22 protein-coding genes, 5 pseudogenes and 1 riboswitch are annotated in these 22,868 nt (G+C 69.8%); of the genes and pseudogenes, 9 read left to right on the top strand and 18 right to left on the bottom strand.

Translation table 11 applies throughout. The features are described from left to right. Positions 1-76: 76 nt before the first annotated feature. Positions 77-298 (bottom strand): chaplin family protein, encoded by a 222-nt coding sequence (locus ACIBH1_RS38700; protein WP_397319027.1) that lies wholly within the window; start codon positions 296-298, stop codon positions 77-79. A gap of 157 nt (positions 299-455) precedes the next feature. Here ACIBH1_RS38700 and ACIBH1_RS38705 point away from each other — a divergent pair, with 157 nt between their 5' ends. From ACIBH1_RS38705 to ACIBH1_RS38720, 4 genes are read left to right on the top strand one after another with little or no spacing between them, the layout of a single operon-like run. Continuing rightward, positions 456-1,412: an SAM-dependent methyltransferase gene (locus ACIBH1_RS38705; RefSeq protein WP_397319028.1), complete on the top strand. Its 957-nt coding sequence runs from the start codon at positions 456-458 to the stop codon at positions 1,410-1,412. A gap of 4 nt (positions 1,413-1,416) precedes the next feature. After that, positions 1,417-1,899 carry a cation:proton antiporter regulatory subunit gene (locus ACIBH1_RS38710; protein ID WP_397319029.1) on the top strand — a complete coding sequence of 161 codons (483 nt, stop codon included), beginning with the start codon at positions 1,417-1,419 and terminating at the stop codon, positions 1,897-1,899. Continuing rightward, the gene (locus ACIBH1_RS38715; protein ID WP_397319030.1) at positions 1,900-3,066 is read left to right on the top strand and encodes a cation:proton antiporter; all 1,167 of its coding nucleotides are present in this window, start codon (positions 1,900-1,902) and stop codon (positions 3,064-3,066) included. It abuts the gene before it with no gap. 33 nt (positions 3,067-3,099) lie between these two features. Next, complete coding sequence (locus ACIBH1_RS38720) at positions 3,100-4,443, top strand: FAD-binding oxidoreductase (protein WP_397319031.1); 1,344 nt, start codon at positions 3,100-3,102, stop codon at positions 4,441-4,443. On the opposite strand, the gene ACIBH1_RS38725 is transcribed toward ACIBH1_RS38720, so the two are convergent. After that, complete coding sequence (locus ACIBH1_RS38725) at positions 4,401-5,579, bottom strand: cytochrome P450 (protein ID WP_397319032.1); 1,179 nt, start codon at positions 5,577-5,579, stop codon at positions 4,401-4,403. The genes ACIBH1_RS38720 and ACIBH1_RS38725 overlap by 43 nt on opposite strands. Continuing rightward, complete coding sequence (locus tag ACIBH1_RS38730) at positions 5,579-6,295, bottom strand: TerC family protein (RefSeq protein WP_397319033.1); 717 nt, start codon at positions 6,293-6,295, stop codon at positions 5,579-5,581. The genes ACIBH1_RS38725 and ACIBH1_RS38730 overlap by 1 nt, the downstream gene beginning before the upstream one ends. 101 nt (positions 6,296-6,396) lie before the next feature. Further along, a riboswitch (SAM riboswitch) is annotated at positions 6,397-6,512 on the top strand. A gap of 35 nt (positions 6,513-6,547) precedes the next feature. Here ACIBH1_RS38730 and ACIBH1_RS38735 point away from each other — a divergent pair. After that, the gene (locus ACIBH1_RS38735; protein ID WP_397319034.1) at positions 6,548-7,837 is read left to right on the top strand and encodes an aminotransferase class V-fold PLP-dependent enzyme; all 1,290 of its coding nucleotides are present in this window, start codon (positions 6,548-6,550) and stop codon (positions 7,835-7,837) included. Here ACIBH1_RS38735 and ACIBH1_RS38740 read toward each other — a convergent pair. Continuing rightward, positions 7,834-8,571 (bottom strand): DoxX family membrane protein, encoded by a 738-nt coding sequence (locus ACIBH1_RS38740; RefSeq protein ID WP_397319035.1) that lies wholly within the window; start codon positions 8,569-8,571, stop codon positions 7,834-7,836. The genes ACIBH1_RS38735 and ACIBH1_RS38740 overlap by 4 nt on opposite strands. A gap of 120 nt (positions 8,572-8,691) precedes the next feature. On the opposite strand from ACIBH1_RS38740, the gene ACIBH1_RS38745 reads away from it, so the two are divergent. Both ACIBH1_RS38745 and ACIBH1_RS38750 read left to right on the top strand, forming a co-directional pair. Continuing rightward, positions 8,692-9,849: an NADH-quinone oxidoreductase subunit D gene (locus ACIBH1_RS38745; protein WP_397319036.1), complete on the top strand. Its 1,158-nt coding sequence runs from the start codon at positions 8,692-8,694 to the stop codon at positions 9,847-9,849. After that, on the top strand, positions 9,846-10,946 hold the full coding sequence (locus ACIBH1_RS38750) for an acyltransferase (RefSeq protein WP_397319037.1): 1,101 nt from the start codon (positions 9,846-9,848) through the stop codon (positions 10,944-10,946). The genes ACIBH1_RS38745 and ACIBH1_RS38750 overlap by 4 nt, the downstream gene beginning before the upstream one ends. A gap of 10 nt (positions 10,947-10,956) precedes the next feature. Here ACIBH1_RS38750 and ACIBH1_RS38755 read toward each other — a convergent pair whose 3' ends face one another. After that, complete coding sequence (locus ACIBH1_RS38755; RefSeq protein ID WP_397319038.1) at positions 10,957-11,784, bottom strand: helix-turn-helix transcriptional regulator; 828 nt, start codon at positions 11,782-11,784, stop codon at positions 10,957-10,959. A gap of 185 nt (positions 11,785-11,969) precedes the next feature. Here ACIBH1_RS38755 and ACIBH1_RS38760 point away from each other — a divergent pair, with 185 nt between their 5' ends. Further along, positions 11,970-12,839, top strand: a complete 870-nt coding sequence (locus ACIBH1_RS38760; protein ID WP_397319039.1) for an NmrA/HSCARG family protein — start codon at positions 11,970-11,972, stop codon at positions 12,837-12,839. Next, positions 12,836-13,357: a cupin domain-containing protein gene (locus ACIBH1_RS38765; protein ID WP_397319040.1), complete on the top strand. Its 522-nt coding sequence runs from the start codon at positions 12,836-12,838 to the stop codon at positions 13,355-13,357. Before ACIBH1_RS38760 ends, ACIBH1_RS38765 begins: the two co-directional genes overlap by 4 nt. 2 nt (positions 13,358-13,359) lie before the next feature. On the opposite strand, the gene ACIBH1_RS38770 is transcribed toward ACIBH1_RS38765, so the two are convergent. From ACIBH1_RS38770 to ACIBH1_RS38830, 13 genes and pseudogenes are all read right to left on the bottom strand, one after another. Further along, entirely contained in the window at positions 13,360-13,818 is a 459-nt protein-coding gene (locus ACIBH1_RS38770; protein WP_397319041.1) for a DUF3180 domain-containing protein, read from the bottom strand. Next, positions 13,815-14,321, bottom strand: a complete 507-nt coding sequence (gene folK / locus ACIBH1_RS38775; RefSeq protein ID WP_397319042.1) for a 2-amino-4-hydroxy-6-hydroxymethyldihydropteridine diphosphokinase — start codon at positions 14,319-14,321, stop codon at positions 13,815-13,817. The genes ACIBH1_RS38770 and folK overlap by 4 nt, the downstream gene beginning before the upstream one ends. After that, positions 14,318-14,683 (bottom strand): dihydroneopterin aldolase, encoded by a 366-nt coding sequence (folB, locus tag ACIBH1_RS38780; protein ID WP_397319043.1) that lies wholly within the window; start codon positions 14,681-14,683, stop codon positions 14,318-14,320. Before folB ends, folK begins: the two co-directional genes overlap by 4 nt. Beyond that, positions 14,680-15,114: a nuclear transport factor 2 family protein gene (locus ACIBH1_RS38785; protein WP_181610876.1), complete on the bottom strand. Its 435-nt coding sequence runs from the start codon at positions 15,112-15,114 to the stop codon at positions 14,680-14,682. Before ACIBH1_RS38785 ends, folB begins: the two co-directional genes overlap by 4 nt. A 13-nt stretch (positions 15,115-15,127) precedes the next feature. Beyond that, the gene (folP, locus tag ACIBH1_RS38790) at positions 15,128-16,006 is read right to left on the bottom strand and encodes a dihydropteroate synthase (RefSeq protein ID WP_397319044.1); all 879 of its coding nucleotides are present in this window, start codon (positions 16,004-16,006) and stop codon (positions 15,128-15,130) included. Between the two features lie 310 nt (positions 16,007-16,316). Beyond that, a pseudogene (gene folE, locus ACIBH1_RS38795) lies at positions 16,317-16,670 on the bottom strand (GTP cyclohydrolase I); the annotation flags it as partial. 444 nt (positions 16,671-17,114) lie between these two features. Then, positions 17,115-17,411, bottom strand: a pseudogene (locus ACIBH1_RS38800) (LAGLIDADG family homing endonuclease); the annotation flags it as partial. Between the two features lie 219 nt (positions 17,412-17,630). Further along, positions 17,631-17,861, bottom strand: a pseudogene (locus ACIBH1_RS38805) (GTP cyclohydrolase I); the annotation flags it as partial. Continuing rightward, positions 17,858-19,852, bottom strand: a complete 1,995-nt coding sequence (ftsH, locus tag ACIBH1_RS38810) for an ATP-dependent zinc metalloprotease FtsH (protein ID WP_397319045.1) — start codon at positions 19,850-19,852, stop codon at positions 17,858-17,860. The gene ftsH and the pseudogene ACIBH1_RS38805, both read right to left, overlap by 4 nt. Before the next feature lie 213 nt (positions 19,853-20,065). Next, the gene (hpt, locus tag ACIBH1_RS38815) at positions 20,066-20,623 is read right to left on the bottom strand and encodes a hypoxanthine phosphoribosyltransferase (protein ID WP_397319046.1); all 558 of its coding nucleotides are present in this window, start codon (positions 20,621-20,623) and stop codon (positions 20,066-20,068) included. A gap of 20 nt (positions 20,624-20,643) precedes the next feature. Then, positions 20,644-21,384, bottom strand: a pseudogene (gene tilS, locus ACIBH1_RS38820) (tRNA lysidine(34) synthetase TilS); the annotation flags it as partial. A 135-nt stretch (positions 21,385-21,519) separates the two neighbouring features. Next, a pseudogene (locus ACIBH1_RS38825) lies at positions 21,520-21,753 on the bottom strand (ATP-binding protein); the annotation flags it as partial. Between the two features lie 27 nt (positions 21,754-21,780). Next, positions 21,781-22,860 (bottom strand): zinc-dependent metalloprotease, encoded by a 1,080-nt coding sequence (locus ACIBH1_RS38830; RefSeq protein ID WP_181610871.1) that lies wholly within the window; start codon positions 22,858-22,860, stop codon positions 21,781-21,783. Between the last annotated feature and the right edge of the window lie 8 nt (positions 22,861-22,868).

Below are 22,868 nucleotides of genomic sequence, written 5' to 3' on the forward strand. Positions count from 1 at the left end.
CGACGCCCGCATGACGATGTGCTACCCATGGAGGTGCAGCCCGGTCGGTCGACGAACCGACCGGGTCTCCCGACGTCTAGCGGTGCACGTGGGCCCAGGCGCCACCCTGGCAGCCGGCGATGGCCGTGCCCGCGATGGCCAGGGCGTTGCCGCAGACGTTGATGGGCGCCGTGATCGGCAGGAAGATCTGGTTCCCCGACAGCACCCCGCTGTCGCCACTGGTGATGTCGGCATGGGCCGGGGCGGCCAGAGACATCAGAGCGAGGACACCGGCGACGACGGCGGTCTTCTTGAGCATGAGGAACTCCTCTCGATAGGGGCGGAACCATCGGCGGCGACCGCGCCCGCTGGGGGTCGGGCCGGGCGATGTCCCGATGACAGTGCGTAACGTTAGCGCAAAGCGATCACAACAAGTAGTCAGTTAGATACTCAGCGTGTCATGAGATAGTCATGGCATGTGGCTCACCTGGCGCGCGGCAATGGAGCACGCGCTCTACGGCGATGACGGCTTCTACCTGCGCGAACGCCCTTCAGGCCACTTCCGCACCTCCGTCGGGCCGATCTTCGCCGCCGCGGTGCTGCGCCTGCTGGTCCGCACCGACGAGGAGCTGGGCCATCCCGAGCGGCTCGACTTGGTCGACATCGGCGCCGGGGAGGGCGAGCTGGGGGCGCGGGTGCTCGAAAGCGCCCCGGCGGAGCTGCGTTCGCGCCTGCGGGTCACCGCCGTCGACCTGTCGGCCCGCCCGCGCGAGCTGGCCGCCGAGGTCGGCTGGTCGACCACGATCCCCGCGGGCATCACCGGGCTGGCGATCGCCAACGAGTGGCTCGACAACATCCCCCTCGACGTGGTCGAGCTGACCCCCTCGGGCCCGCGGCTGGTCATGGTGGAGACGGAGACCGGCGAGGAGCGACCGGGCCAGGCGCCGCACCCCGACGACTGCGCGTGGCTGGCACGCTGGTGGCCGCTGTCACGGGTGGGCGACCGCGCCGAGGTGGGCCGCGCCCGCGACGCGGCCTGGACGGCGGTGCTCGTACGGCTTGCGCGGGGCCGGGCGGTGGCCATCGACTATGCACACCCTGTGGATAACCGTCCCCGTTTCGGAACACTCGCCGGATATCGTGACGGGCGTCTGGTCTCTCCCATCCCCAACGGGACCTGCGACATCACCGCGCATGTCGCCCTTGACGCCTGCGCGGCGGCCGGGGAACGGGCGGGCGCGTTGTCCACAGAGTTGTCCACACAACGCGAAGCCCTGCGCGAGCTGGGTGTCACCGGCCTGCGCCCGCCCCTCGACCTGGCCCACCACGATCCGCGCGGCTACCTGCGCGCGTTGTCGGCGGCCACCGGGGAGGCGGAGCTGATCGACCCCTGCGGGCTCGGCGCCTTCGGATGGCTGGCTCAGCTACGGTAAATGGGTGGATATCCAGCAGACCGCCCTGCCCGGGATCGGGCTGAAACACGAATTCGACACCCAGTCGGGCCGCCACATCGCGGTGATCTCCCATCGTTCCGGGCGCCGAGACCTGATCGTGTATGACCGCAACGACCCCGACCGCGCGTGCGAGGCCATAGCACTCAACGACGACGAGGCCGACGCGCTCGTCGAACTGCTCGGCGCCCCCCGCATCGTGCAACGGCTCAACGACCTGCACCGCGAGATCGAAGGCCTCGTCAGCCTGCAGCTCCCCATCCCGGCGGGCTCCCCGTACGCCGGCCGTACCCTCGGCGAGGCGCGCATCCGCACCCGCACCGGCGCCTCGGTGGTCGCCGTCGTGCGGCGCGGCCAGGTGCAGACCAGCCCCGGACCCGACTACCGCTTCGAGGCGGGCGATGTCGTGGTCGTGGTGGGCGACGAGGAGAACACCTCCGAAGTCTCCGACATCCTCACGGACGGATAAGTGCACCACACCGCGATCGTCTTTCTCGAACTCGGTGCCATCGTCCTGGCCCTCGGCGTGCTCGGCGCCCTGGCCCTGCGGTTCGGCATCTCCCCCATTCCCCTCTACCTCGTGGCCGGGCTCGCCTTCGGCGAAGGCGGCCTGCTCCCCCTGGAGACGAGCGAGAGCTTCGTCGCCATCGTCGCCGAGATCGGCGTCGTCCTGCTCCTGCTCACCCTCGGCCTGGAGTACAACGCCAAAGAGCTCGTCACCAGCCTTCGCGGCAACGCCCTGGCCGGCGTGGTCGACCTGGTGGCCAACTCAGCCCCAGGCGTGATCGCCGCGCTGCTGCTGGGCTGGGGCCCGGTCGCCGCGGTGGCCCTGGGCGGCGTGACCTACATGACCTCATCGGGCATCACCGCGAAGGTGCTGTCGGACCTGGGATGGATCGGTAACCGGGAAACCCCCGTCGTGCTCAGCCTCCTCGTCTTCGAGGACCTGACGATGGCCGTCTACCTGCCCGTGCTCACGGCCCTGCTCGCCGGGGTCGGCGTGCTCAGCGGGGCGGTCTCCGTCGGCATCGCGCTGCTGACCGTCACCGTCGTGCTCGTGGTGTCGCTGAAGTTCGGCCGCTTCATCGAGGCCTTCGTCAGCAGCCCCAGCGCCGAGGTGCTGCTGCTCAAGGTGCTCGGCCTGGCGTTGCTGGTGGCGGGCATCGCCCAGCAGTTGCAGGTCTCGGCGGCGGTCGGCGCCTTCCTGGTGGGCATCGCCCTCTCGGGAGAGCTGGCGCACGAGGCCCGGGCGTTGCTGGCGCCGCTGCGAGACCTGTTCGCCGCGGTGTTCTTCGTCTTCTTCGGGCTCCAGACGGACCCGTCGAAGATCCCTCCGGTGGCCGGGCTCGCGGTGCTGCTGGCGGTGATCGGCATGGCGACCAAGCTCGCCACGGGCGCCTTCGCGGCACGCAGGGCCGGGGTGGCCAGAGCCGGCCGGGCCAGAGCGGGCATCGGCCTGATCCCGCGAGGCGAGTTCAACATCGTCATCGCGGGCCTGGCGGTGGCCGCGGGCGTGCATCCGGATCTGGGCCCGCTGGCCGCGACCTACGTGCTCATCCTGGCCGCCTTCGGACCGCTCGCCGCCAGGCTCGTGGAACCGCTGCTGACCCGGCTGGTACGTAGTTCTCCCAGCTAGCGGGCGATCTCGGGGCGAGCCGACACTCGTGGCATGTCGTTGAACCTCGTCCAGCCGGGTGACCCTGAGTATCCAGCTCTCTGCTCTGCGTGGAACGCGGGGATCCAGCACCGGCCCGCCCTGATCCTGGCCGCCTCGTCGGCCGAAGAGATCGCCGAGGCCGTCGCCCACGCCTCGGACCGCGGCCTGCGCGTGCGCGTGCAGGCCACCGGGCACGGCGCGCTGCGCCCGGCCACCGGCGACGACCTGCTGATCGTCACCTCGGGCATGACCGGGGTGACGATCGAGGACGACACCGCCCTGGTGCAGCCGGGCACCAGATGGAAGGCCGTGCTCGACGCCGCCCACCCCCACGGGCTGGCGCCGCTGCTCGGCAGCACCAGCGACGTCGGCGTGATCGGCTACAGCCTCGGCGGCGGACTGGGCTTCCTGGCCCGGAAGTACGGCCTGGCCGCCGACGCCATCGTGGAGCTGCAGCTGGCCTGTGGCGACGGCAGGCTGCGCTGGATCGACGACACCCGCGACCCGGAGCTCATGGGCGCGCTGCGCGGCTGCGGCCCGAGCTTCGGCGTCGTCACCGCGATGCGCATCCGCCTCGTCCCCGCCGCCGAGGTCTACGGCGGCACCATGTTCTGGCCCGCGGAACTGGCCCGCGAGGTGCTCCTCGCCTACCGCTCGTGGGTGCGCGGGGTCCCGGTCGAGCTGACCTCGGCCGTCGGCGTGCTGCACGTGCCCGACCTGCCGTTCGTCCCCGAACCGATGCGCGGGCAGTCCTTCACCCGCATCTGCCTGTGCCACTGCGGACCCGACTTCTCCGGCGTCGAGGAGCTGCTCGCCCCGCTGCGCGCCATCCCTGGGCTGATCGCGGACATGACCCAGCGCATGCCCTCCACCCGGATGGACGAGATCACCATGGACCCGGCCGAGCCGATGCCCTTCGCGATCCGCGGGGAGATGATGGCCGACCTGACCGACGAGGCCGTCGACTACCTGGCCTCGATCTCCCCGCGCGACCGCGAGCCGTACCTGCTGTGGCTGACCCGCCACGTCGGCGGCATGCCGCACCGCAACGCCGGGCTCGGCTGGGCGCAGGGCGAGTTCGTGACCGAGACCGTCAGCGTGGTGCCCGACGAGAGCCTGGCGGGAGTCGTGCGGGCCTTCGGCGACCGCTTCTCGGCCGGGCTGCGCTCGGCGGCGACCGGCTACACGCCGCTCAACTTCGTCGGCTCGCCCGAGGAGACCGGCCTGGCCTTCACCAGCCAGTACGGCACGCATCTGGCGGAGCTGAAGAAGCGCCACGACCCGGCGAACCTGTTCGGAGGCGACCGCCCGCTTCAGACCGACATCTCGAGCGAGCGCAACCCGCGAATGATGTAGTTGCCGGTCCACTCGGGCTCGCGCAGGAGTTCCAGCTTCGGCGCCTTCCGCAGGAGGGCGCCGAACGACTCGATCAGCTCGATCCTGGCCAGCGGTGCGCCCAGGCAGAAGTGGATGCCCGCCCCGAAGGAGATGTGCGGGTTGTCGGCCCTGCCCACGTCGAGGCGGTCGGGTTCGGCGAAGACCTCCGGGTCGCGGTTGGCCGAGCCGAACAGCAGCGCGACCTCCACGCCCTTGGGGATGGCCACCCCGCCGACCTCGATGTCGTCGAGCACCCAGCGCTCGAACATCTGCAGAGGGGTGTCCCAGCGCATCAGCTCCTCGACCGCGGTGGGCAGCAGGCCCGGATCTTCGCGCAGCCGCGCGAGCTCCGCGGGGTTCCTGAACAGCGCCCACCAGCCGTTGCCCGTGACGTTGACGGTGGCCTCGTGGCCGGCGTTGAGCAGCAGGACGCAGGTGCCGACCAGCTCGTCCATGGTCAGCTCGTCGATGGCGGCCAGGGCGGCGATGAGGTTGTCGTCGCCCGGGTCGGCGGCCCGCTCGCGCAGGTAGTCGCCGAACTCCTGGGCGGCGCGCACGGCGGTGTGCTGGGCCTCGATCGACGGGTTCAGCTCGTACATCCCGCAGATGTCGGCCGACCAGGGTCGCAGCAGGTGGCGGTCGGATTCGGGGATGCCGAGCATGTCGGCGATGACGGTGACCGGCAGCGGCTCGGCCACCTCGGCGATCAGGTCGCCGCCGCCCTTGGCGACGAAGGAGTCGACCAGGCTCTCGGCCGTCTTCCTGACGCGAGGACGCAGGGATTCGACCATGCGCGGGGTGAAGGCCCTGGAGACCAGGCGGCGCAGGCGGGTGTGAACGGGCGGCTCGACGTCGAGCATGCCGGCCCTGATCACCCGCCAGAACGGCTCCTGGAAGTCGGGCTCGGGCGGCCTGCCGAACTCCTCGTGGGTGGCCAGGTGCAGGTAGGAGCGGCCGAGGCGGCGGTCTCTGAGCAGGGCGTTGACGTCGGCGTGCCGGGCGACGAGCCACTGCCCGGTCGGCTCGAAGAAGCTGACCGGGCGGTGCTCGCGCAGGTCGGCGTAAACGCCGTAGGGATGAGCAACGAAATCCGGATCCCACGGATCAAAGCGCACTATTTCACTTTAGAGCGCTTCCGCATCCGGATGTTGAGCAACTCGACGACGAGCGAGAACGCCATCGCGAAGTAGATGTAACCCTTGTTGACGTGCTGGCCGAAGCCCTCGGCGACGAGGAGCACACCGATCAGCACCAGGAACGACAGCGCCAGCATCTTGATGCTCGGATGCTTGTCCACGAACCGGCTGATGGGGCCGCTGGCGAACAACATCACCAGCACCGCCACGACGACCGCCGCGATCATGACGCCCAGCTCGTCGACCATGCCGACCGCGGTGATCACCGAGTCGAGCGAGAAGACGATGTCGAGGATCATGATCTGGACGATCGCCGATCCGAAGGAGGCGACCTTCCTGCCGTTCTCCTTCTCCTCGTGCGGCTCCATGGCGTGATGGATCTCCGTCACGCTCTTGGCGAGCAGGAACAGGCCACCGAGCAGAAGGATGAGATCTCGACCCGAGATCTCATACCCGAAAACGCTGAACAACGGCTCCGTGAGCTTGACCACCCACGACAGCGCGAACAGCAACGCCAGACGGCTGATCAGCGCCGCCGCCAGGCCCAGCACCCTCGCCCGGTCACGCTGCTCCGGTGGGAGCTTCCCGGCGATGATGCTGATGAAAATGATGTTGTCAATCCCCAGGACGATCTCAAGCGCGACCAGGGTGATGAACCCGATCCATATTTCTGGGTTGGCCACCCAGTCCCACATCTGGAACCTCCTTGCGTCTCAACCTGCACTCAACGATCGTGAGTCCCAGAAAGTTCGCGACTTGCGTTTTTCGCCCCAGTGTCGGTTATAGTTCGGGCGAAGGTCATGAGTGCCAGCGCACAGCCCCGGCTTGCTGGCCGGCAACCCTCGCGTCCGCGGCGGGGTGCCCCGGGTGAGGACCTGGTCCGTCACGATGGGTGGCGGGCAAGCGCGGGCTCCGGGGTGGGCCCATGGCCTCTGAGGAGCACTGCCGTGTCCACGCTCAGCATCTTTTCCGGCAACGTCCCCGTCCAGGCACAGGCCCAGGAGCAGCAGCGAGGCCACCGGCCGCTGCCCGCGGTCCTCGGCGCCGACCTGGAGGTCCCGGTCAAGGGCGGCAAGCTGGTCCCCTACGCCAACCTCGACTACGCCGCCAGCGCCCCCTGTCTGGAGCCGGTCAGCGCGGCCGTCAACGCCGCCCTGCCGGCCTACTCCAGCGTCCACCGCGGCGCCGGTTACGCCTCCCAGCTCACCACCCAGCGCTACGAGCAGGCCCGCCACACCGTGCGCGCCTTCGTGGGAGCCCGCCCCGACGACGCGGTGATCTTCACCCGCAACACCACCGACTCCACCAACCTGCTCGCCCGCTGCCTGCCCGAGGACGCCACCGTCGTCGTGTTCGACACCGAGCACCACGCCTCCCTGCTGCCGTGGGCCAACGTGGTCCGGCTGGCGCCGCCCGCCTTCCCCGGCGAAGCCGTACGCGCCGCCGACGAGGCCCTGAGCGGGATCGAAGGGCCGAAGCTGCTCGTCGTCACCGCCGCCTCCAACGTCACCGGCGAGCTGTGGCCCATCGCGGCCCTGGCGCACATCGCCCACCGCAACGGCGCCCGCATCCTCGTCGACGCCGCCCAGCTCGTACCCCACCGCCGGCTCAACCTGACCGCGCTCGACCTCGACTACGTGGCCTTCTCCGGGCACAAGCTCTACGCGCCCTTCGGCGCGGGCGTGCTCATCGGACGCCGCGACTGGCTGTCGGCCGGCGAGCCGTACCTCAAGGGCGGCGGCGCGGTGCGCGCGGTGGCCGACGAGATCGAGTGGCACGAGGACGCCGAGCCGCGTCACGAGGCCGGCACCCCGAACGTGCTCGGCGCCGTCGCCATCGCCGCCGCCTGCGACGCCCTGTCGGCCACCGGCTGGACCGAGCTGGTGCACGAGGAGGAGCGGCTGATCGCCCGCCTGCGCACCGGGCTGGCCTCGGTCGAGGGCGTGCACGAGCTGTCGCTGTGGGGCCCCGAGCACCCGAGGGTCGGCATCGTCTCCTTCGTCGTCGACGGGTTCACCGCGCGCGAGGTCGCCGAGGCCCTGTCCGGCGAGTACGGCATCGGCGTGCGCGACGGCAAGTTCTGCGCGCATCCGTTCGTGCGTCACCTGCTGGGCACCTCCGACGGCGGATGCGAGGACCCGACGGCCTCCGCCGTACGGGCCTCCATCGGCCTGGGCACCACCGAGGAGCACGTCGACCGGCTCGTCGAGGCCCTGCGCGAGCTGCTGTCGCGTTAGGAGCCGCTGGGCGGCGTTGGCGGCTCCTGCCGCGGCGTGGTCGGCATCTGCTGCGTCGGCGGCATCTGCTCTGCCGAGGACGGCGTCCGCGGCGTTGACGGCGGGGCCGACCGTGTCCCGGAGCCTTGCCCCGACTGCGGCGTCGGCGGGTCCTCGGAGACGAGCGCGTCGATCTCGGTGAGCTCGTCCTGGGTGAGCCGCTGCGAGGGCACCTCCCGCTGGCCGACCGGCGGGGCGGCCGGCCCCGTGATCACGGCAGGGGTGGTCACCGGGGCGGTGGTCCCCGGTGCGGTGGTGACCTTGTACGCCTCCTTGCGCTCCTTGTTGCGGCGCATGACGCCACCGAACAGCCCGTCCAGGCTGATCCGCCCCGGTCCCGCGACCATCAGGAGCAGGCAGCCCGCGCCGAGCGCGCCGACCAGCTCCCAGCCGTTGTCGGTGACGAAGATGCCGTTGTAGATGTGCACGTAGGCGATGGCGCCGACGCTCACCGCCAGCAGGGCCAGCGCGACGATCCGGGTGATCAGGCCGATCACCAGCAGCGCGCCGCCGCCCAGTTCGGCCACGGCGGTGAAGGTCGCCGCGGCTTCCGGCATCGGCACGCCCGCCTGGACGAACATCTGGGTGGTGGCGTCCAGGCCGTTCTGCCACTTCTGCCAACCATGGGCGATGAAGATCACGCCGATGGTGACTCGCGCGATCAGCGCGCCTAGGTCATAGACGATCTTCCCCATGACAAATCCCCCCGTTCATCACCTTTCTCCCCAGGTGGATCACCCGAAATGCGGAACCTTGCCGTTCCTTGACCAAGTGGTGCGCTGGATCACCCGTTGTGTGGGTGGCAGCATGGGCCTATGACAGAACGGGTGGTGGGCATCGGAGCGGGCGCCGCCGAGGTGGGCAAGGAGCTCGCCACCGAGGACATGGTCCTCAACATCGGCCCCCAGCACCCGTCCACGCACGGAGTGCTGCGCCTGAAGCTGACCCTCGACGGCGAGCGCATCTCCAGCGCCGAACCGATCATCGGCTACATGCACCGCGGCGCCGAGAAGCTCTTCGAGGTCCGCGACTACCGCCAGATCATCATGCTCGCCAACCGCCACGACTGGCTGTCGGGCTTCGCCAACGAACTCGGCGTGGTGCTGGCCGCCGAGCGGCTGCTGGGCATGGAGGTGCCACCGCGCGCCGTATGGGCGCGCACGCTGCTGGCCGAGCTCAACCGCATGCTGTCGCACCTGATGTTCCTCGGCTCCTACCCGCTGGAACTGGGCGCCATCACCGCCATCTTCTACGCCTTCAACGAGCGCGAGCGCATCCAGGCCGTCATGGAGGAGATCTCCGGCGGGCGCATGCACTACATGTTCAACCGTGTCGGCGGCCTCAAGGAAGAACTGCCCGAGGGCTGGCTCGACCGGGTCTCCCAGACCCTGGCAGAGGTACGGCGGCGCGTGCCCGACATCGAAGGGCTCATCCTCGGCAACGAGATCTTCCTGGCCCGGACCAAGGGCGTCGGCGTGCTCACCCGCGAGCAGATCATGCAGTTCGGCGTCAGCGGCCCGATCGCCCGCGCCTCCGGCGTCGACTTCGACCTGCGCCGCGACCAGCCGTACCTGGCCTACAACGAGCTGCCCGTCAAGGTCGTCACCCGCACCGCGGGCGACTGCCACGCCCGCTTCGAAGTGCTCTTCGAGCAGCTCCTGGTCTCGCTCGACCTGGCCGAACGCTGCGTCGAACGGCTGCGCGAACTGCCGCCAGGGCCGATCAACCAGCGCCTGCCCAAGGTGCTGAAGGTGCCAGAAGGGCACACCTACGCCTGGACGGAGAACCCCCTGGGCATCAACGGCTACTACCTGGTCTCCAAGGGCGACAAGACGCCGTGGCGCATGAAGCTCCGCGCGGCCTCCTACAACAACGTGCAGGTGCTGCGCGAGATGCTGCCCGGCCACCTGGTCGCCGACATGGTGGCCATCCTCGGCTCGATGTTCTTCGTCGTGGGTGACATCGACAAGTGAGCTCACCAGCAGCACCCCGTGACGCGTACGTCGACTGGCTCCGCGCTCTCAGCCTCATCGTGGTCGTCGTCTGGCACTGGGCCTTCACCATCCTGCAGTGGACACCGGAAGGGCCCATGCCGACCAGCCCGCTCGGCTTCACCTCGGGGCTGTGGATCCTCACCTGGCTGCTGCAGGTGCTGCCGCTCTTCTTCTACGTCGGCGGCTACGTGCACCTGCTGTCGTGGGACAGGGCCTGCGCCCGCGGCGTCGGCATCGGCTCGTTCGTGTGGCGGCGCATCCGCGCCCTCGCCGTGCCCGCCCTCGTCCTGTCCGCCGCGTGGATCACCATCGGCGTCGTCGTCACCATCGTCTTCGACGTGACGTGGATGCCCCTGGTCGTGCTGCTCATCCTCAGCCCGCTGTGGTTCATGGCCGTCTACATCGCCCTGGTGGCGCTGCTGCCCGTCGCGTTGTGGCTGCACCGGCGCTACGACGTGCTGGCGCTCATCTGGCTGGGCGGCGCCTCGCTCGTGGTCGACGTCGTACGGCTGCGCTACGGCATCGAGTGGGTGGGGTGGCTCAACATGATCCTGGTGTGGGGGCTGGCCCACCAGGCCGGCTTCTTCTACCAGCGGATCGTGGTGCTGCCCAGGCGCTACGACATCGCGATCCTGTGGACGGGACTGTTCGGGCTGGTCGGCCTCGTGTACTCCGGCATCTACCCGGGCTCCATGGTGGGAGTGCCGGGCGACAAGTGGTCGAACATGGCGCCGCCCACCTTCGTCATCGTCTGCCTGCTGATCTTCCAGATCGGGCTCGTCGAGGTCCTGCGCCCGACCATGGAGCGGGTGCTCCAGCGGCCCCGGTGGAAGAAGGTCAACTCGACCATCAACCGCTACGCGCTGCCGCTGTTCCTGTTCCACACCACCGGGATGGCGATCGCGCTGGGCATCTCGTGGGCGCTGCTGGGCCGTCCCGGCGCGCACACGCCGCCCGACCTGTACTGGTGGCTGGAGCGGCCCATCGCCATCCTCGGACCGCTGATCTGCACGGTGCCGGTGATCGCCCTGTTCACGCGGCGGCGGGCGGCCAGGGAGCGGACTCGCGTTTCCTGAAGTTCCGAGGTCAGCCCAGAAGCGCGGCCACCCGGGCACGGTCCGCCTCGTCGGCCGGGACCTGCAGCACCATCAGCAGGTCGGGGTCCTCGACGAGGCGGAGCTGGAACATCTCCAGGCTGATCTCCCCGACGCCCGGGTGGCGCACCTGGATCGTCGCCGGGCGGAACGAGCGCACCGGGTACTCGGCCCACCAGGCGCGGAACTCGGCGCTGGCCGACGACAACTCCTCGACGAGTTGCGCGCCGCGCGGATGCAGGTCGGAGGAGGCGCGGAACTGCGACAGCACGGCACGCGCCGCGGGCTCCCAGCGGGCCAGGCGGGCACGCTCCCCGGCCTCGGCGAACATGAACCACAACAGGTTGCGCCTCCCCGGCGCCATCGTGGCCGGGTCGTGGCGGACCTTGGCGTAGGCGGCGTTCCATGCCAGGTAATCGAGGTGGGCGTCATAGACGCAGGCCACGTTCGGCATGGCGGCGTCGACGAGGCGCTGCAGCCGGGGCGACGGGACCTCGGGCGGGTGCGTGGGCCGGGCGTCGGGGGCGGGCAGGTCGGCCAGGGTGCGCAAGTGCCGCCTGTCGTCGGTGTCGAGTCGGAGCGCGCGGGCCAAAGCGTCGATCACCTGGGCCGAGGTGGAGATGTCGCGGCCCTGCTCCAGCCACGTGTACCAGGTCAGGCTGACCCCGGCCAGCTCGGCGACCTCCTCGCGCCTGAGGCCGGGCGTGCGCCGCGTGCCGTACGCGTCGGTGACGAGCCCGACGTCGGAGGGCTGCAACTTCGCGCGGCGAGCACGCAGGAAGGACGCCAGTTCCGCGCGTCGTGCGCTGCCGTCGCTCACCGGCTCGCCCCCTGACTAGGGACCCCCTGACCAGGCGCCCGAGTGACCGCAGGCTAGCAGTAGCGCTACCAGGAACCGCCGGGCGGATCTCCGTACGCTCGAGATCAGCGAGAGGCGATCTGAGAGGTGCGAGAGCGGCTCTTCCTACTCTCGAAATCCGTGTGAGGCGACCTGAGAGGTGCGAGATGAGCAAGCCTGTCTTAGTGATCGGGGCGACCGGTCAACAGGGTGGGGCCGCGGCGCGTCAGCTGCTGCGGCGTGACAAGCCCGTACGGGCCTTCGTGCGTGATCCTGAGGCGCCCGCGGCGCGGGCGTTGCGCGAAGCGGGAGCGTCGCTGGTCCGCGGCGACCTGGACGACACCGAGAGCGTGCGGGCGGCGCTCGACGGAGCGTCGGGCGTGTTCCTGGCGCTGACCATGATGACCGGGCCCAGGATCACCGCCGAGGGGGTCGCGGCCGAGGAACGGCGCGGCAAACTGGTGGTCGACCTGGCCGCGCAGAGCGGCGTGGACCACCTGGTGTACTCCTCGCTGGCCGGGGTCGACGAGCCGACCGGCATCCCCTACTACGAGAGCAAGGGCCGCATCGAGGCGCACATCAGAGCCTCGGGACTGCGCTTCACGATGGTGCGGCCCGGCTCCTTCATGGAGAACTTCACCACGCTCACCCGGCCGGTCGTGACCGGCGACGAGATCGTGGTGAACCTGGCGATCCGGCCCACGAAGCCGATGAACCTGATCGCCGTCGACGACATCGGCGTCTTCGCGGCGCGGGCGCTCACGTTCTCGACGGAGTACGCCGGCGAGAGCATCGAGCTCGCCGGCGACCGGCTCACCGGCGAGCAGATCGCCGAGGCCTTCGGACGCGCCACCGGCCTGCCCGCCCGCTTCCAGCAGGTGCCGATCGAGCGGCTGCGGGCCTTCGACCCCGAGGTGGCCAGGACGTTCGAGTGGATGGACACGCGGGAGACCCCGCCGCCCGACATCGACGGCCTGCGCGCGCTGCACCCCGGCCTGCTAACCCTGGAGACCTGGCTGAAGGGATGGACCCGATGAGCGACGGACTGCTGCTGCCCCCTGGACAGGGATCGCCGATCCCGTCGGCGGGGATGACGCTGAAGGTCGGAAGCGAGCACTCGGCCGTCTGGTCGGTGTTCGAGGCGACCGTGCAACCCGGCTTCGACGTCGGGGCGCACCTGCACACCGAGGCCGAGGAGTTCTTCTACGTCCTCGACGGCGAGCTCGACCTGCTGGCCTTCCACCCCAGGGGCGAGGCGTCGGGCGACTGGCTCACGTGGGAGTCGGAGAGCGGCCAGAAGGTGTATCGGGGCGGGCCGGGGAGCTCGATGTTCGTGCCGCCCGGCACCCCGCACGCGTTCACCAACCCGGGCACGACCCCGGCGCGCATGCTGTTCGTGGTCTCACCGACCGGGCACGAGCACTACCTCAGGGAACTGGCCGACGTGATCGGACGCGGCGGGCCGCCCGACCAGGACACGATCGTCGAGCTGCGGGCACGCTGGGACATCCAGCAGCTCACCCCGCTGCTCCCCAACCGTCACGCGATGCGCTGACCTCAGGCCTGGCCGCGCTCCTCTCCTGGCTGCTTGGGCACCTTGCAGCAGTGTTCGAGGTAGAGCGCGGCGCAGATCAGCAGGACGGACGCCACGAAGGACCCCGCCGTGACGAAGAACTCGCCGCGCGGCGTGTCCTGGCTGAGCAGCTGCACGGTGTGCAGGGCGAACCCGGCGAACACCCCGGCGATCAGCGCCCCGCCGTACGCCGAGGCCTTGGCCAGCGCCGTCAGCCTGACGACGGCCAGCGGCTCCACCGGCTTGGTGTCGGGCCGGCGCTCGATCCTGGCCTTCGTGGAGTTGCCGGTGATCGCCTCACCGATGGCCAGCAGGAGGAGCGTCGGGATCGCGGTCCACGGCACGAGGGGCAGCGAGGAGTAGAACTGCCGCACCAGGATCAGGGTGAGCAGCGCCACGATGACGACGACGCCGACGAGGTGCCAGGGCTTGACCGGCTTCAAGCGGGCCCCTGCAGCTTGAGGTCGCCGCGCAGCCGTACGCCCTGCTTGTCGAGGCCGTCGAGCAGCGCCTGGATCGACCCGTGTCCGGGGATCTCGGCATCGGGGTCGACCTGCGACCACGGCACCAGGACGAACGCCCGCTCGTGGGCGCGCGGATGCGGCAGCGTCAGCTGCGGCTCCTCGGCGCAGACCAGGTCGCCCACGGCGATCAGGTCGACGTCGAGCGTGCGCGGGCCCCACCGCTCCTCGCGCACCCTGCCGAAGGCGGTCTCGACGCTCTGCGCCCGCTCCAGCAGCGTGTAGGCGTCGACGGTGGTGTCGGCGAGGACGATGGCGTTCAGGTACGGGCGCTGGTCGTCGGGGCCGCCGACCGGATCGGTCTCGTAGACCGGCGAGACGGCGATGTAGTCGAGGCCGGGCGCGTCGAACAGCGCGTCGACCGCTCCCTGCAACGTCTGGAACCGGCGGCCGAGATTGCTGCCGAGGGCAAGGACTGCTTTCATGCGCGGCTCCGCCTGATCGTCACGATCACATCGTCGAAGGGCAACGGGATGGGAGCGGCGGGCTTGTGCACGCTGATCTCCACCTCACGCACCAGGTCGTTGTCGAGGCAGACGTCGGCCAGGCGCTGGGCGAGCGTCTCGACCAGGTTGACCGGATCGCCCTCCACCACCTTCACCAGCGCCTCGGACAGCTCGCCGTAGTGGACCGTCTGGGTCAGGTCGTCGCCGGAGGCCGCCGCGCGGGTGTCGAGGAAGAGGGTCGCGTCGACGACGAACTCCTGCCCCAGGTCGCGCTCGGCCTGGAAGACGCCGTGGCGGCCGCGGGCCCGCAGGCCCGTCACCGAGACTCGATCAAGGGTCACTCGTCTTCATCTTCCTCGTCGTCGTTCTGCAGCACGGGCGAGCCGTGGTGCATCCACAACCGCCAGCCCTCCGGGGTGCGGATGTAGACGTTGCTGGCCACCACCTTGCCCGCGGCGAAGCTGGACTCGCCCTCGTCGCCCGCGGTCAGGATGTTCTCCACGCACGTCAGCACCGCCATGTCGCCCAGCACGCTGGTCTTGACGTCGGTGAGGACGAACTGGATGTAGGTGGTGTTCGCCATGATCAGCGCCCACGAACGGAGCACCTCGGAACGCCCCGCGAGCAGGGTCCACCCAGGGTGAACGCAGGTCACCTGGCCTTCCGCCGAATCCTCCGCCCAGACCTCGGTCATCTTGTCGAGGTCGGCGTTCTCGATGGCGGTGTAGAAGGCCTGGTTGACCGTCTCGATCGCCGTGGTGTCCACGCTCATCTGGCCGCCTTGCTCACGTACTGCCTCCAACGTTTCCGACCGGTTGATCTGCTGCCGCCCGCCGCCAGGCCGCGGCCACGCGGACGGCGTCGGCATTCGGGCCCACCTCGTGCACCCGCACGCACCACGCGCCGCTGCGGGCGGCGAGCGCGGAGACGGCGACCGTGGCGGCATCGCTACGGTCGAACGACCGCGGCGTGCCATCGGGGTCGGCCAGGAGCCTACCGAGGAAGCGTTTGCGCGAGGCGCCGATCAGCACCGGATATCCCAACTCCAGCAGCCGGTCCATTCCGGCCAGCACTGCCCAATTGTGCTCTGCCGTCTTGGCGAATCCCAGGCCCGGATCGAGGATGATCTGGCTTTCCGCGACACCTTCGGCGAGCACCATCGCCACCCGCTTGGCCAGCTCCTCGCGCACCTCGCCGACCACGTCGTCGTAGATCGCCCGGCTGTCCATGCTGTGGCTGTGGCCGCGCCAGTGCATGACGACGTACGGCACGCCGGTGTCGGCCACCACGCGCGGCATGTCGGGGTCGGCCAGGCCGCCGCTCACGTCGTTGACGAGCTTGGCGCCCGCCTCGACCGCGGCCCTGGCGACCTCGGCGCGCATCGTGTCGACGCTCACCGCGACGCCCTCGGCGCTGAGCCTGGAGATCACCGGGACGACCCTGGCGAGCTCCTCGTCGAGCGACACCCGCGCGGCGCCCGGCCGGGTGGACTCGCCTCCCACGTCGACGATGTCGGCACCCTCGGCGACCAGCTCGAAGCCGTGGCGCACGGCCGTCTCCTCGTCGAACCACAGGCCGCCGTCGGAGAAGGAGTCGGGGGTGACGTTGACCACGCCCATGACGAGGCACCGATCCTCGGCTGGTAGTCCGGGCACGCTCATCATGTGACCAAGCCTAGGCGCTGCGACTGGGCACCACGTGCCACGGGTCCCGGTTGTGGACGGCTCAACAGCACGCCGCCAACCCGGGCACGGCCACAGGCGTGGGCCGGGGCGGACGCCGGATCTGCGGTAGCGGCGAGCCTGGGACCGGCGGCGAGTCTGTGGTCGACGCGGGATCTGGGCCGACGCCGGATCTGGGGTGGCGGCGGGGCCGGGGCCGCGGCGGGCCTGAGGACGACGGCGGACCTGGGGGCGGGGACGACGAAGGGGCCCCGGGTGGGAGCCCCTTGAACGAGCCATGCGAAGCCGTATCTCAGCGGCCCAGGATCAGTGCCATGGCCTCGGCCCGCGTCTTGTCGCTGGTGCGGAAGTCGCCGCGCACCGCCGAGGTGAGCGTCTTGGCCCCCGGCTTGCGCACCCCCCGCATCGTCATGCACAGGTGCTCCGCCTCCACGACCACGATCACGCCGCGAGGCTCCAGCACCCGCATGAGCGCGTCGGCGATCTGCGAGGTCATGCGCTCCTGGACCTGCGGCCTGCGGGCGTAGACGTCGACGAGGCGGGCGAGCTTGGACAGCCCGGTCACCTGCCCCTTCTCGTTGGGGATGTAGCCCACGTGGGCCACACCGTGGAAGGGCACGAGGTGGTGCTCGCAGTTATGCGTCAAATGCCCACTGATCAGGAACGTGGGGTGGGGATCACACTTGAAGCTGTGAACCGTGAAGGGTTTACTGCCCTCGGCTTCGATCGGCCGCACTTCGATCACACGGGCCCACTCCGACTCCACCAGGCGGGACTCTTCGGCGTACTGGGCCGGGAACCCGTGCTTGCGCAGCCAGCTGTCGGCGACCCAGAGCGCGGAGCGCCGCTGGGTCGCCGGGGTGAAGCGAGCACCGATGACAGCCGCCAGGTCCTGGAGGAAGGGGGCATTGCCGCTCACGATGGTGGCGCCCTTGCTCTTGGGCGAGCGCCAGCCGTCTCCGTCGATGTATCCGTCGAGGAATCCCTGGAAGGTACCGATCTCGTTCAGCACCACCCGGGGGAAACGCTGACGCATGTGGTGGGCGTCGCCGCCGACGTACTGGCGCATGAGATCGGCCAGGTAGGACGAGACGACACGCACCCGGAAGCCCGATGTGTCAAGACCGGTGTACCCAGAAGGCCGGGAGACGCTTTCGATCTTCGCGTGGATGCCCATGGCCCGCTCGAGGGCCACCTGGAACTTCTTGGCGTACTCGCGGTCGTTGACCACGAGCGATACGTAGTTCGTCCCCACGGTGCCGTCGGCGCACAGAGTGCCGATCACGTAGCCCATGTCGTAGCCGAACACCAGCTCCGGACGACCGCGGTTCAGCCGACGTGGCGGTGTCCATTCGACGAACAGGCCCTCGACGTCCTTGGCCTCCATCCACCCTTCGGGGGTTGCCAGGGGGTGGTCGGGGGTCACCTTGAAGGAGCCCTTCTCGGTGATGACCTCGACAAGACCGCGCACCTGCTTGGAGCTGATCTGGGTGACGGTGGTCTTCTTCACCTCACCACGGACCAGCGTGTAAAGCTCGTCGCCGACCTGGACGTCAGCGGCCCGCTTCTGTCCGCCGACGGCATTGACAGGCTGCTTGCTCGGGACGCAGGTGGAGTACACCTCGATGTCGCGCACGAGCACCATCTCGTCGTGGTCGACGTCGAAGACCTTGGTCAGGACGTCTTCCGGAGCCTGGTGCAGCCCGGAGTACTGCTCCGCCATCGCGCGGGCCACGCGGGACGGGGTGTCGAGCAGGCCGTCGCGGTCGGGGTCCTCGCCGATGGCGACGAGGATCTCACGGACGGCCTTCTCGATGCGGGCCTTGTCGACGGTCACGCGCCGTCTCCGGGCTGGATGGCCTTGGGGTGCCCCGAGGCCAGCGAGCCGTTGCCCGACTGCTCCTTCGGGGTCAGCACCGGGGGCCGCTCGGAGGGCAGGCGCTTGCCGTAGCCGGCGTAGGACGGGCGGTGCTCGCGCACGACGACCGGGGCGAAGACCTGGAGGACCATCTCGCGCGAGAGGGTCTCCTTCTCCATGAGCTCCAGCACCAGGTTGTCGAGGACGTCACGGTATTCGACGAGGATGTCCCACGCCGCGTCGTGAGCGGTCTCGATCATCCGGCGCACTTCCTCGTCGATCGTCGAGGCGATCTTCTCGGAGTAGTCGCGCTCGTGACCCATCTCGCGGCCGAGGAAGACCTCGCCGTTGCCGGAGCCGAACTTGCGGGCGCCGAGCTGCTCGCTCATGCCGTATTCGGTCACCATGCGGCGGGCGATGGAGGTGGCCTTCTCGATGTCGTTGGAGGCGCCGGTGGTGGGCTCGTGGAAGATGAGCTCCTCCGCCGCGCGTCCGCCCAGCAGCATCGCGAGCTGGTCCATCATCTCCGAGCGGGTCGCGAGGAACTTGTCCTCCATCGGCAGCGTCATGGTGTAACCCAGGGCGCGGCCGCGCGACAGGATCGTGATCTTGTGGACCGGGTCGGCGTTGGGAAGCGCGTGCGCCACGAGCGCGTGACCGCCCTCGTGGTAGGCGATCATCTTCTTTTCCTTGTCGGACATGACCCGGGTCTTGCGCTCCGGGCCCGCCATGACGCGGTCGATCGACTCCTCGAGGACGTCCATCGAGATCAGCTTCTGGTCGGCGCGCGCGGTGAGCAGCGCCGCCTCGTTGATCACGTTGGCCAGGTCGGCGCCCGTGAACCCGGGGGTACGGCGGGCGATGACGTCGAGGTCGACGGTCTCGTCGAACGGCTTGCCTCGGCCGTGGACGCGCAGGATGCCCTTGCGGCCCTCGAGGTCGGGGCGGTCGACGGTGACCTGGCGGTCGAAGCGGCCCGGGCGCAGCAGCGCCGGGTCGAGGATGTCGGGGCGGTTCGTCGCGGCGATGAGGATCACGCCGCCCTTGACGTCGAAGCCGTCCATCTCGACGAGCAGCTGGTTCAGCGTCTGCTCGCGCTCGTCGTGACCGCCGCCCAGGCCGGCGCCGCGGTGGCGGCCGACGGCGTCGATCTCGTCGATGAAGATGATCGCCGGGGCGTTCGCCTTCGCCTGCTCGAACAGGTCGCGCACGCGGCTGGCGCCGACACCGACGAACATCTCGACGAAGTCGGAACCGGAGATCGAGTAGAACGGCACGCCCGCCTCACCCGCGACCGCGCGGGCGAGCAGGGTCTTGCCGGTGCCGGGCGGGCCGTAGAGCAGCACGCCCTTGGGGATCTTGGCGCCGATCGCCTGGAACTTGGCCGGGGCCTGCAGGAACTCCTTGATCTCCTGGAGCTCCTCGATGGCCTCGTCGGCGCCCGCGACGTCGGCGAAGGTGGTCTTCGGGGTGTCCTTGGTGATGAGCTTCGCCTTGGACTTGCCGAAGTTCATCACTCGGCTGCCGCCGCCCTGCATCTGGTTCATGATGAACAGGAACAGCAGGATGATGATGACCATCGGCAGGAAGCTGAGCAGCAGACCGACCAGGATGTTCTCCTGGGGCACGTCGACCGTGAAGCTCTTGGTCTTGCCCGCGGCTTCCTGCTTCTGCAGCTCCTGGACCAGCGCCGGACCCTGGCCGGTGATCCAGGAAGCCTGGATGCGGTTGGTTTCGGCGTCGTTGGGCTTGACCTGTATGGGAGTCGTCAAGGTCAGCTCCATGCGCTGATCCTTGTCGATGATCTTCGCCACGCTGACGTTGCCGTCTTGGATCTGCTTGAGAGCCGTCGACGTGTCCGCCTGCTTGAAGTTCCCGTCGCTGCTCCACAGCGAGGTCACGAGCAGGAGCAGCACGACGATGCCCAGGATCCACAGCAGTGGCCCACGTGTAAATCGCTTGAGATCCATCCGATGCGGAACCCCTTGCGGGCCCGTCCCTTCCTGACCAAGGCCTGAAACCCTCGGTGACCCGGGGGCGCGGCGGATGCCGCTGCTATCTGAACTACCCGGAGGCGAAGCCTCTAAGTGTCAGACGGTACACCGGTAGAGCGCACAGGGTCACTGCCCGCGCCACCGGCCTTGCCCTACCAACGTACGTCAGGTTGCCCAATGTTCCCTGAACTATTGGCCGTTGTAGACGTGGGGCGCCAGCGTGCCGATGAAGGGCAGGTTGCGGTAGCGCTCGGCATAGTCGAGGCCGTAGCCGATCACGAACTCGTTGGGGATGTCGAAGCCGACGTACTTGACGTCGATCGGCACCTTCACGGCGTCGGGCTTGCGCAGCGCGGTGCAGATCTCCAGCGACGCGGGGTTGCGGCCCTTGAGGTTGTTGATCAGCCAGTCGAGCGTCAGGCCGGAGTCGATGATGTCTTCGACGATGAGCACGTGGCGGCCCATGATGTCGGTGTCGAGGTCCTTCAGGACCCGCACGACGCCCGAGGACTTGGTGCCCGCCCCGTAGGAGGAGACGGCCATCCAGTCCATCTGGACCTGGTTGCTCAGTGCCCTGGCCAGGTCGGCCATCACCATGACCGCGCCCTTCAGCACGCCCACAAGCAGCAGATCCTTGCCGGCGTAGTCGGCGTCGATCCGGGCCGCGAGCTCCTTGATCTTGGCCTGGAGCTCGTCCTCCGGGATGAGGACCTTTTCGAGGTCCTTGCCCATGTCGGCTGCGTGCACCTGGGATTCCTTCGGTCGGCTTAAGACTGGAACACCAGGGTGCCATACCGTCGCAGGGCACACAGACCCCCGGGCAGGTCAACGGCCTTCTGCCCGTGCCATGCCGTGATGAGGCGGTCGACGGCGCGCACGTGGCCCGCCGTGAGCGCCGAGGAGGGCGATCCGGCGCGCAGCGCGGCCCGCCGCAGGACGCGGGTGCGGACCGCCTCCGGCAAGGCCTCCAGAGCCGGTACGGCAAGCGTCACGGGATCGGGGATATCGCTTAGAGCGCAATCCGCGTAGGCCCTCGCGGCCCACTCGTCGAGCGCGTCCGCGTCGGCACGGGCGAGCCCGGCGGTTCTGGCGAGGGCCTCGGCGACTCCCGGGCCGAGTTCGCGCTCCAGGAGCGGCAGGACGGCGGTGCGCACCCGGACCCGGGTGTAGCGGGGGTCGAGGTTGTGGGGGTCGCCCCACGGGCGCAGGCCCAGGGCCTCGCAGGCGGCGACGGTGGTCTTCCTGGGGAGGGCGAGGAGCGGGCGGCGGTAGCGGCCTGCCGTACCCGACATGCCCGACAGCGACCTCAGGCCGCTCCCTCTGGCCAGACCGAGCAGGACCGTCTCCGCCTGGTCGTCGCGGGTGTGGCCGAGCAGGACCGCGGCGGCGCCGAGCCGGTCGCAGGCCGCGTCGAGGGCGGCGTAGCGGGCCTCGCGGGCGGCGGCCTCTGGTCCCCCGCCGGTGCCGACGGTGACGGTGAGCACCTCGGCGAAGTCGAGCCCGAGCCCGGCAGCGGGAGCGGGAGCGCCGGTGGCGTCGGAGGCGAACGAGTCCGCGCAGGCCGAGCCATGAGCGACGGGCGGCGTGTCGGCGGCGGGCGCCGTGACGTGGGTGAAGGCTGGGCGGAGGGCTGGGGCGGTGGCCAGGGCGGCGACCGTGCGGGCCTGGGCGGCCGAGCCCTCCTGGAGGCGATGGTCGACGGTCAGCAGCCCCGCGCGCAACCCCGCACGCGGGGCGACGAAACCGAGCGCCGCCGCCAGCGCGAGCGAGTCGGCCCCGCCGCTGCACGCGACGAGCACGAGCGAGCCTGAGCCGAGATCCGCCAGCGCCTCGCGTACGGCGCGGCGGACCTCGGCGACGGCAGGATGCGGACCCATGGCAGCCATTGTGCCCGCCGCGACCTGCTACGCAGGGAGCGCGTCACTCCCCAGCACCCGGCGGCACCAGGAGTCGGGGTCGGCGATCTCGTCGAGGGTGGGGAGGGTCTCCGGCGAGGTCCAGATCCGGTTGAAGCCCTCCATGCCGACCTTGTCGACCACGGCGGTGACGAAGGCCGAGCCCTGGGCGTACTGCTTCATCTTGAGCTCCAGGCCCAGCAGCCGCTTGATGGTGCGGTCGAACCGCCCGCCCGCCGCGCGACGCTGCTGGAACTTGGCCCTGATGTCGACCACGGACGGCACGACGGCCGGGCCGACCGCGTCCATGACGAAGTCGCCGTGCCCCTCGACCAGGGTCATCACCGCGGTGAGGCGGTCGAGGATGGCCTTCTGCTCGGGGGTCTGGATGGCTTCGATCAGGTTGCCGTCGCCTTCGCGCAGGACCACGTCGGCCACGGTGTCGGCGGCCTGGCGCAGCCGTTCCATGAGCGTCGGGAGGTCGAGGTCGGAGGCGAGCAGGAACTCGGTCATCTGCCCGCGGACGTATTCGCGCAGCCACGGCACGCCGGTGAACTGCACGCGGTGGGTCTCCTCGTGCAGGCAGACCCACAGCCGGAAGTCACGCGGGTGGACGTTGAGCTCGCGCTCGGCGTTGACGATGTTGGGGGCGACCAGCGTGAGGCGGCCGACCGCCTCCTGGCCGCTGGGGTCGGGCGGCAGGAACAGTTCGTACTGCCCCAGCACCCGGGTCGCCAGGTAGGCCAGCACGGCGCCCACCTCCACGCCCGTGATGCGCGAGCCGACGGCGGTGACGATCGCGGGCGTCTGGTTCTGACGCTCCGACATCCGCTCGGTCAGGGGTTCCAGCACCACGCGGAAGCCCTCGACGTTGGCCTTGATCCATCCTGGCCGGTCGACGATGGTGGCGGGCTGCGGTGGGGTCTCGGTGTGGATCTGCGTGAACTCCCGGACGTGGCCTTCGGCCTCGCGCGAGAGGGTGCGCAGCTCGGAAACGGCTTGCCTGGCCTCTTCGCGGCTTACCTGCGGGCCTGGGCGGACCAGGCGCGTTCCGGTAGCGACGGCCAGATCCCAGTCGATCACCTGCATACCGTCCA

Origin of the sequence: Nonomuraea sp. NPDC050663 (assembly GCF_044456985.1) — a bacterium.
In the GTDB taxonomy this organism is placed as follows: Bacteria; Actinomycetota; Actinomycetes; order Streptosporangiales; family Streptosporangiaceae; genus Nonomuraea.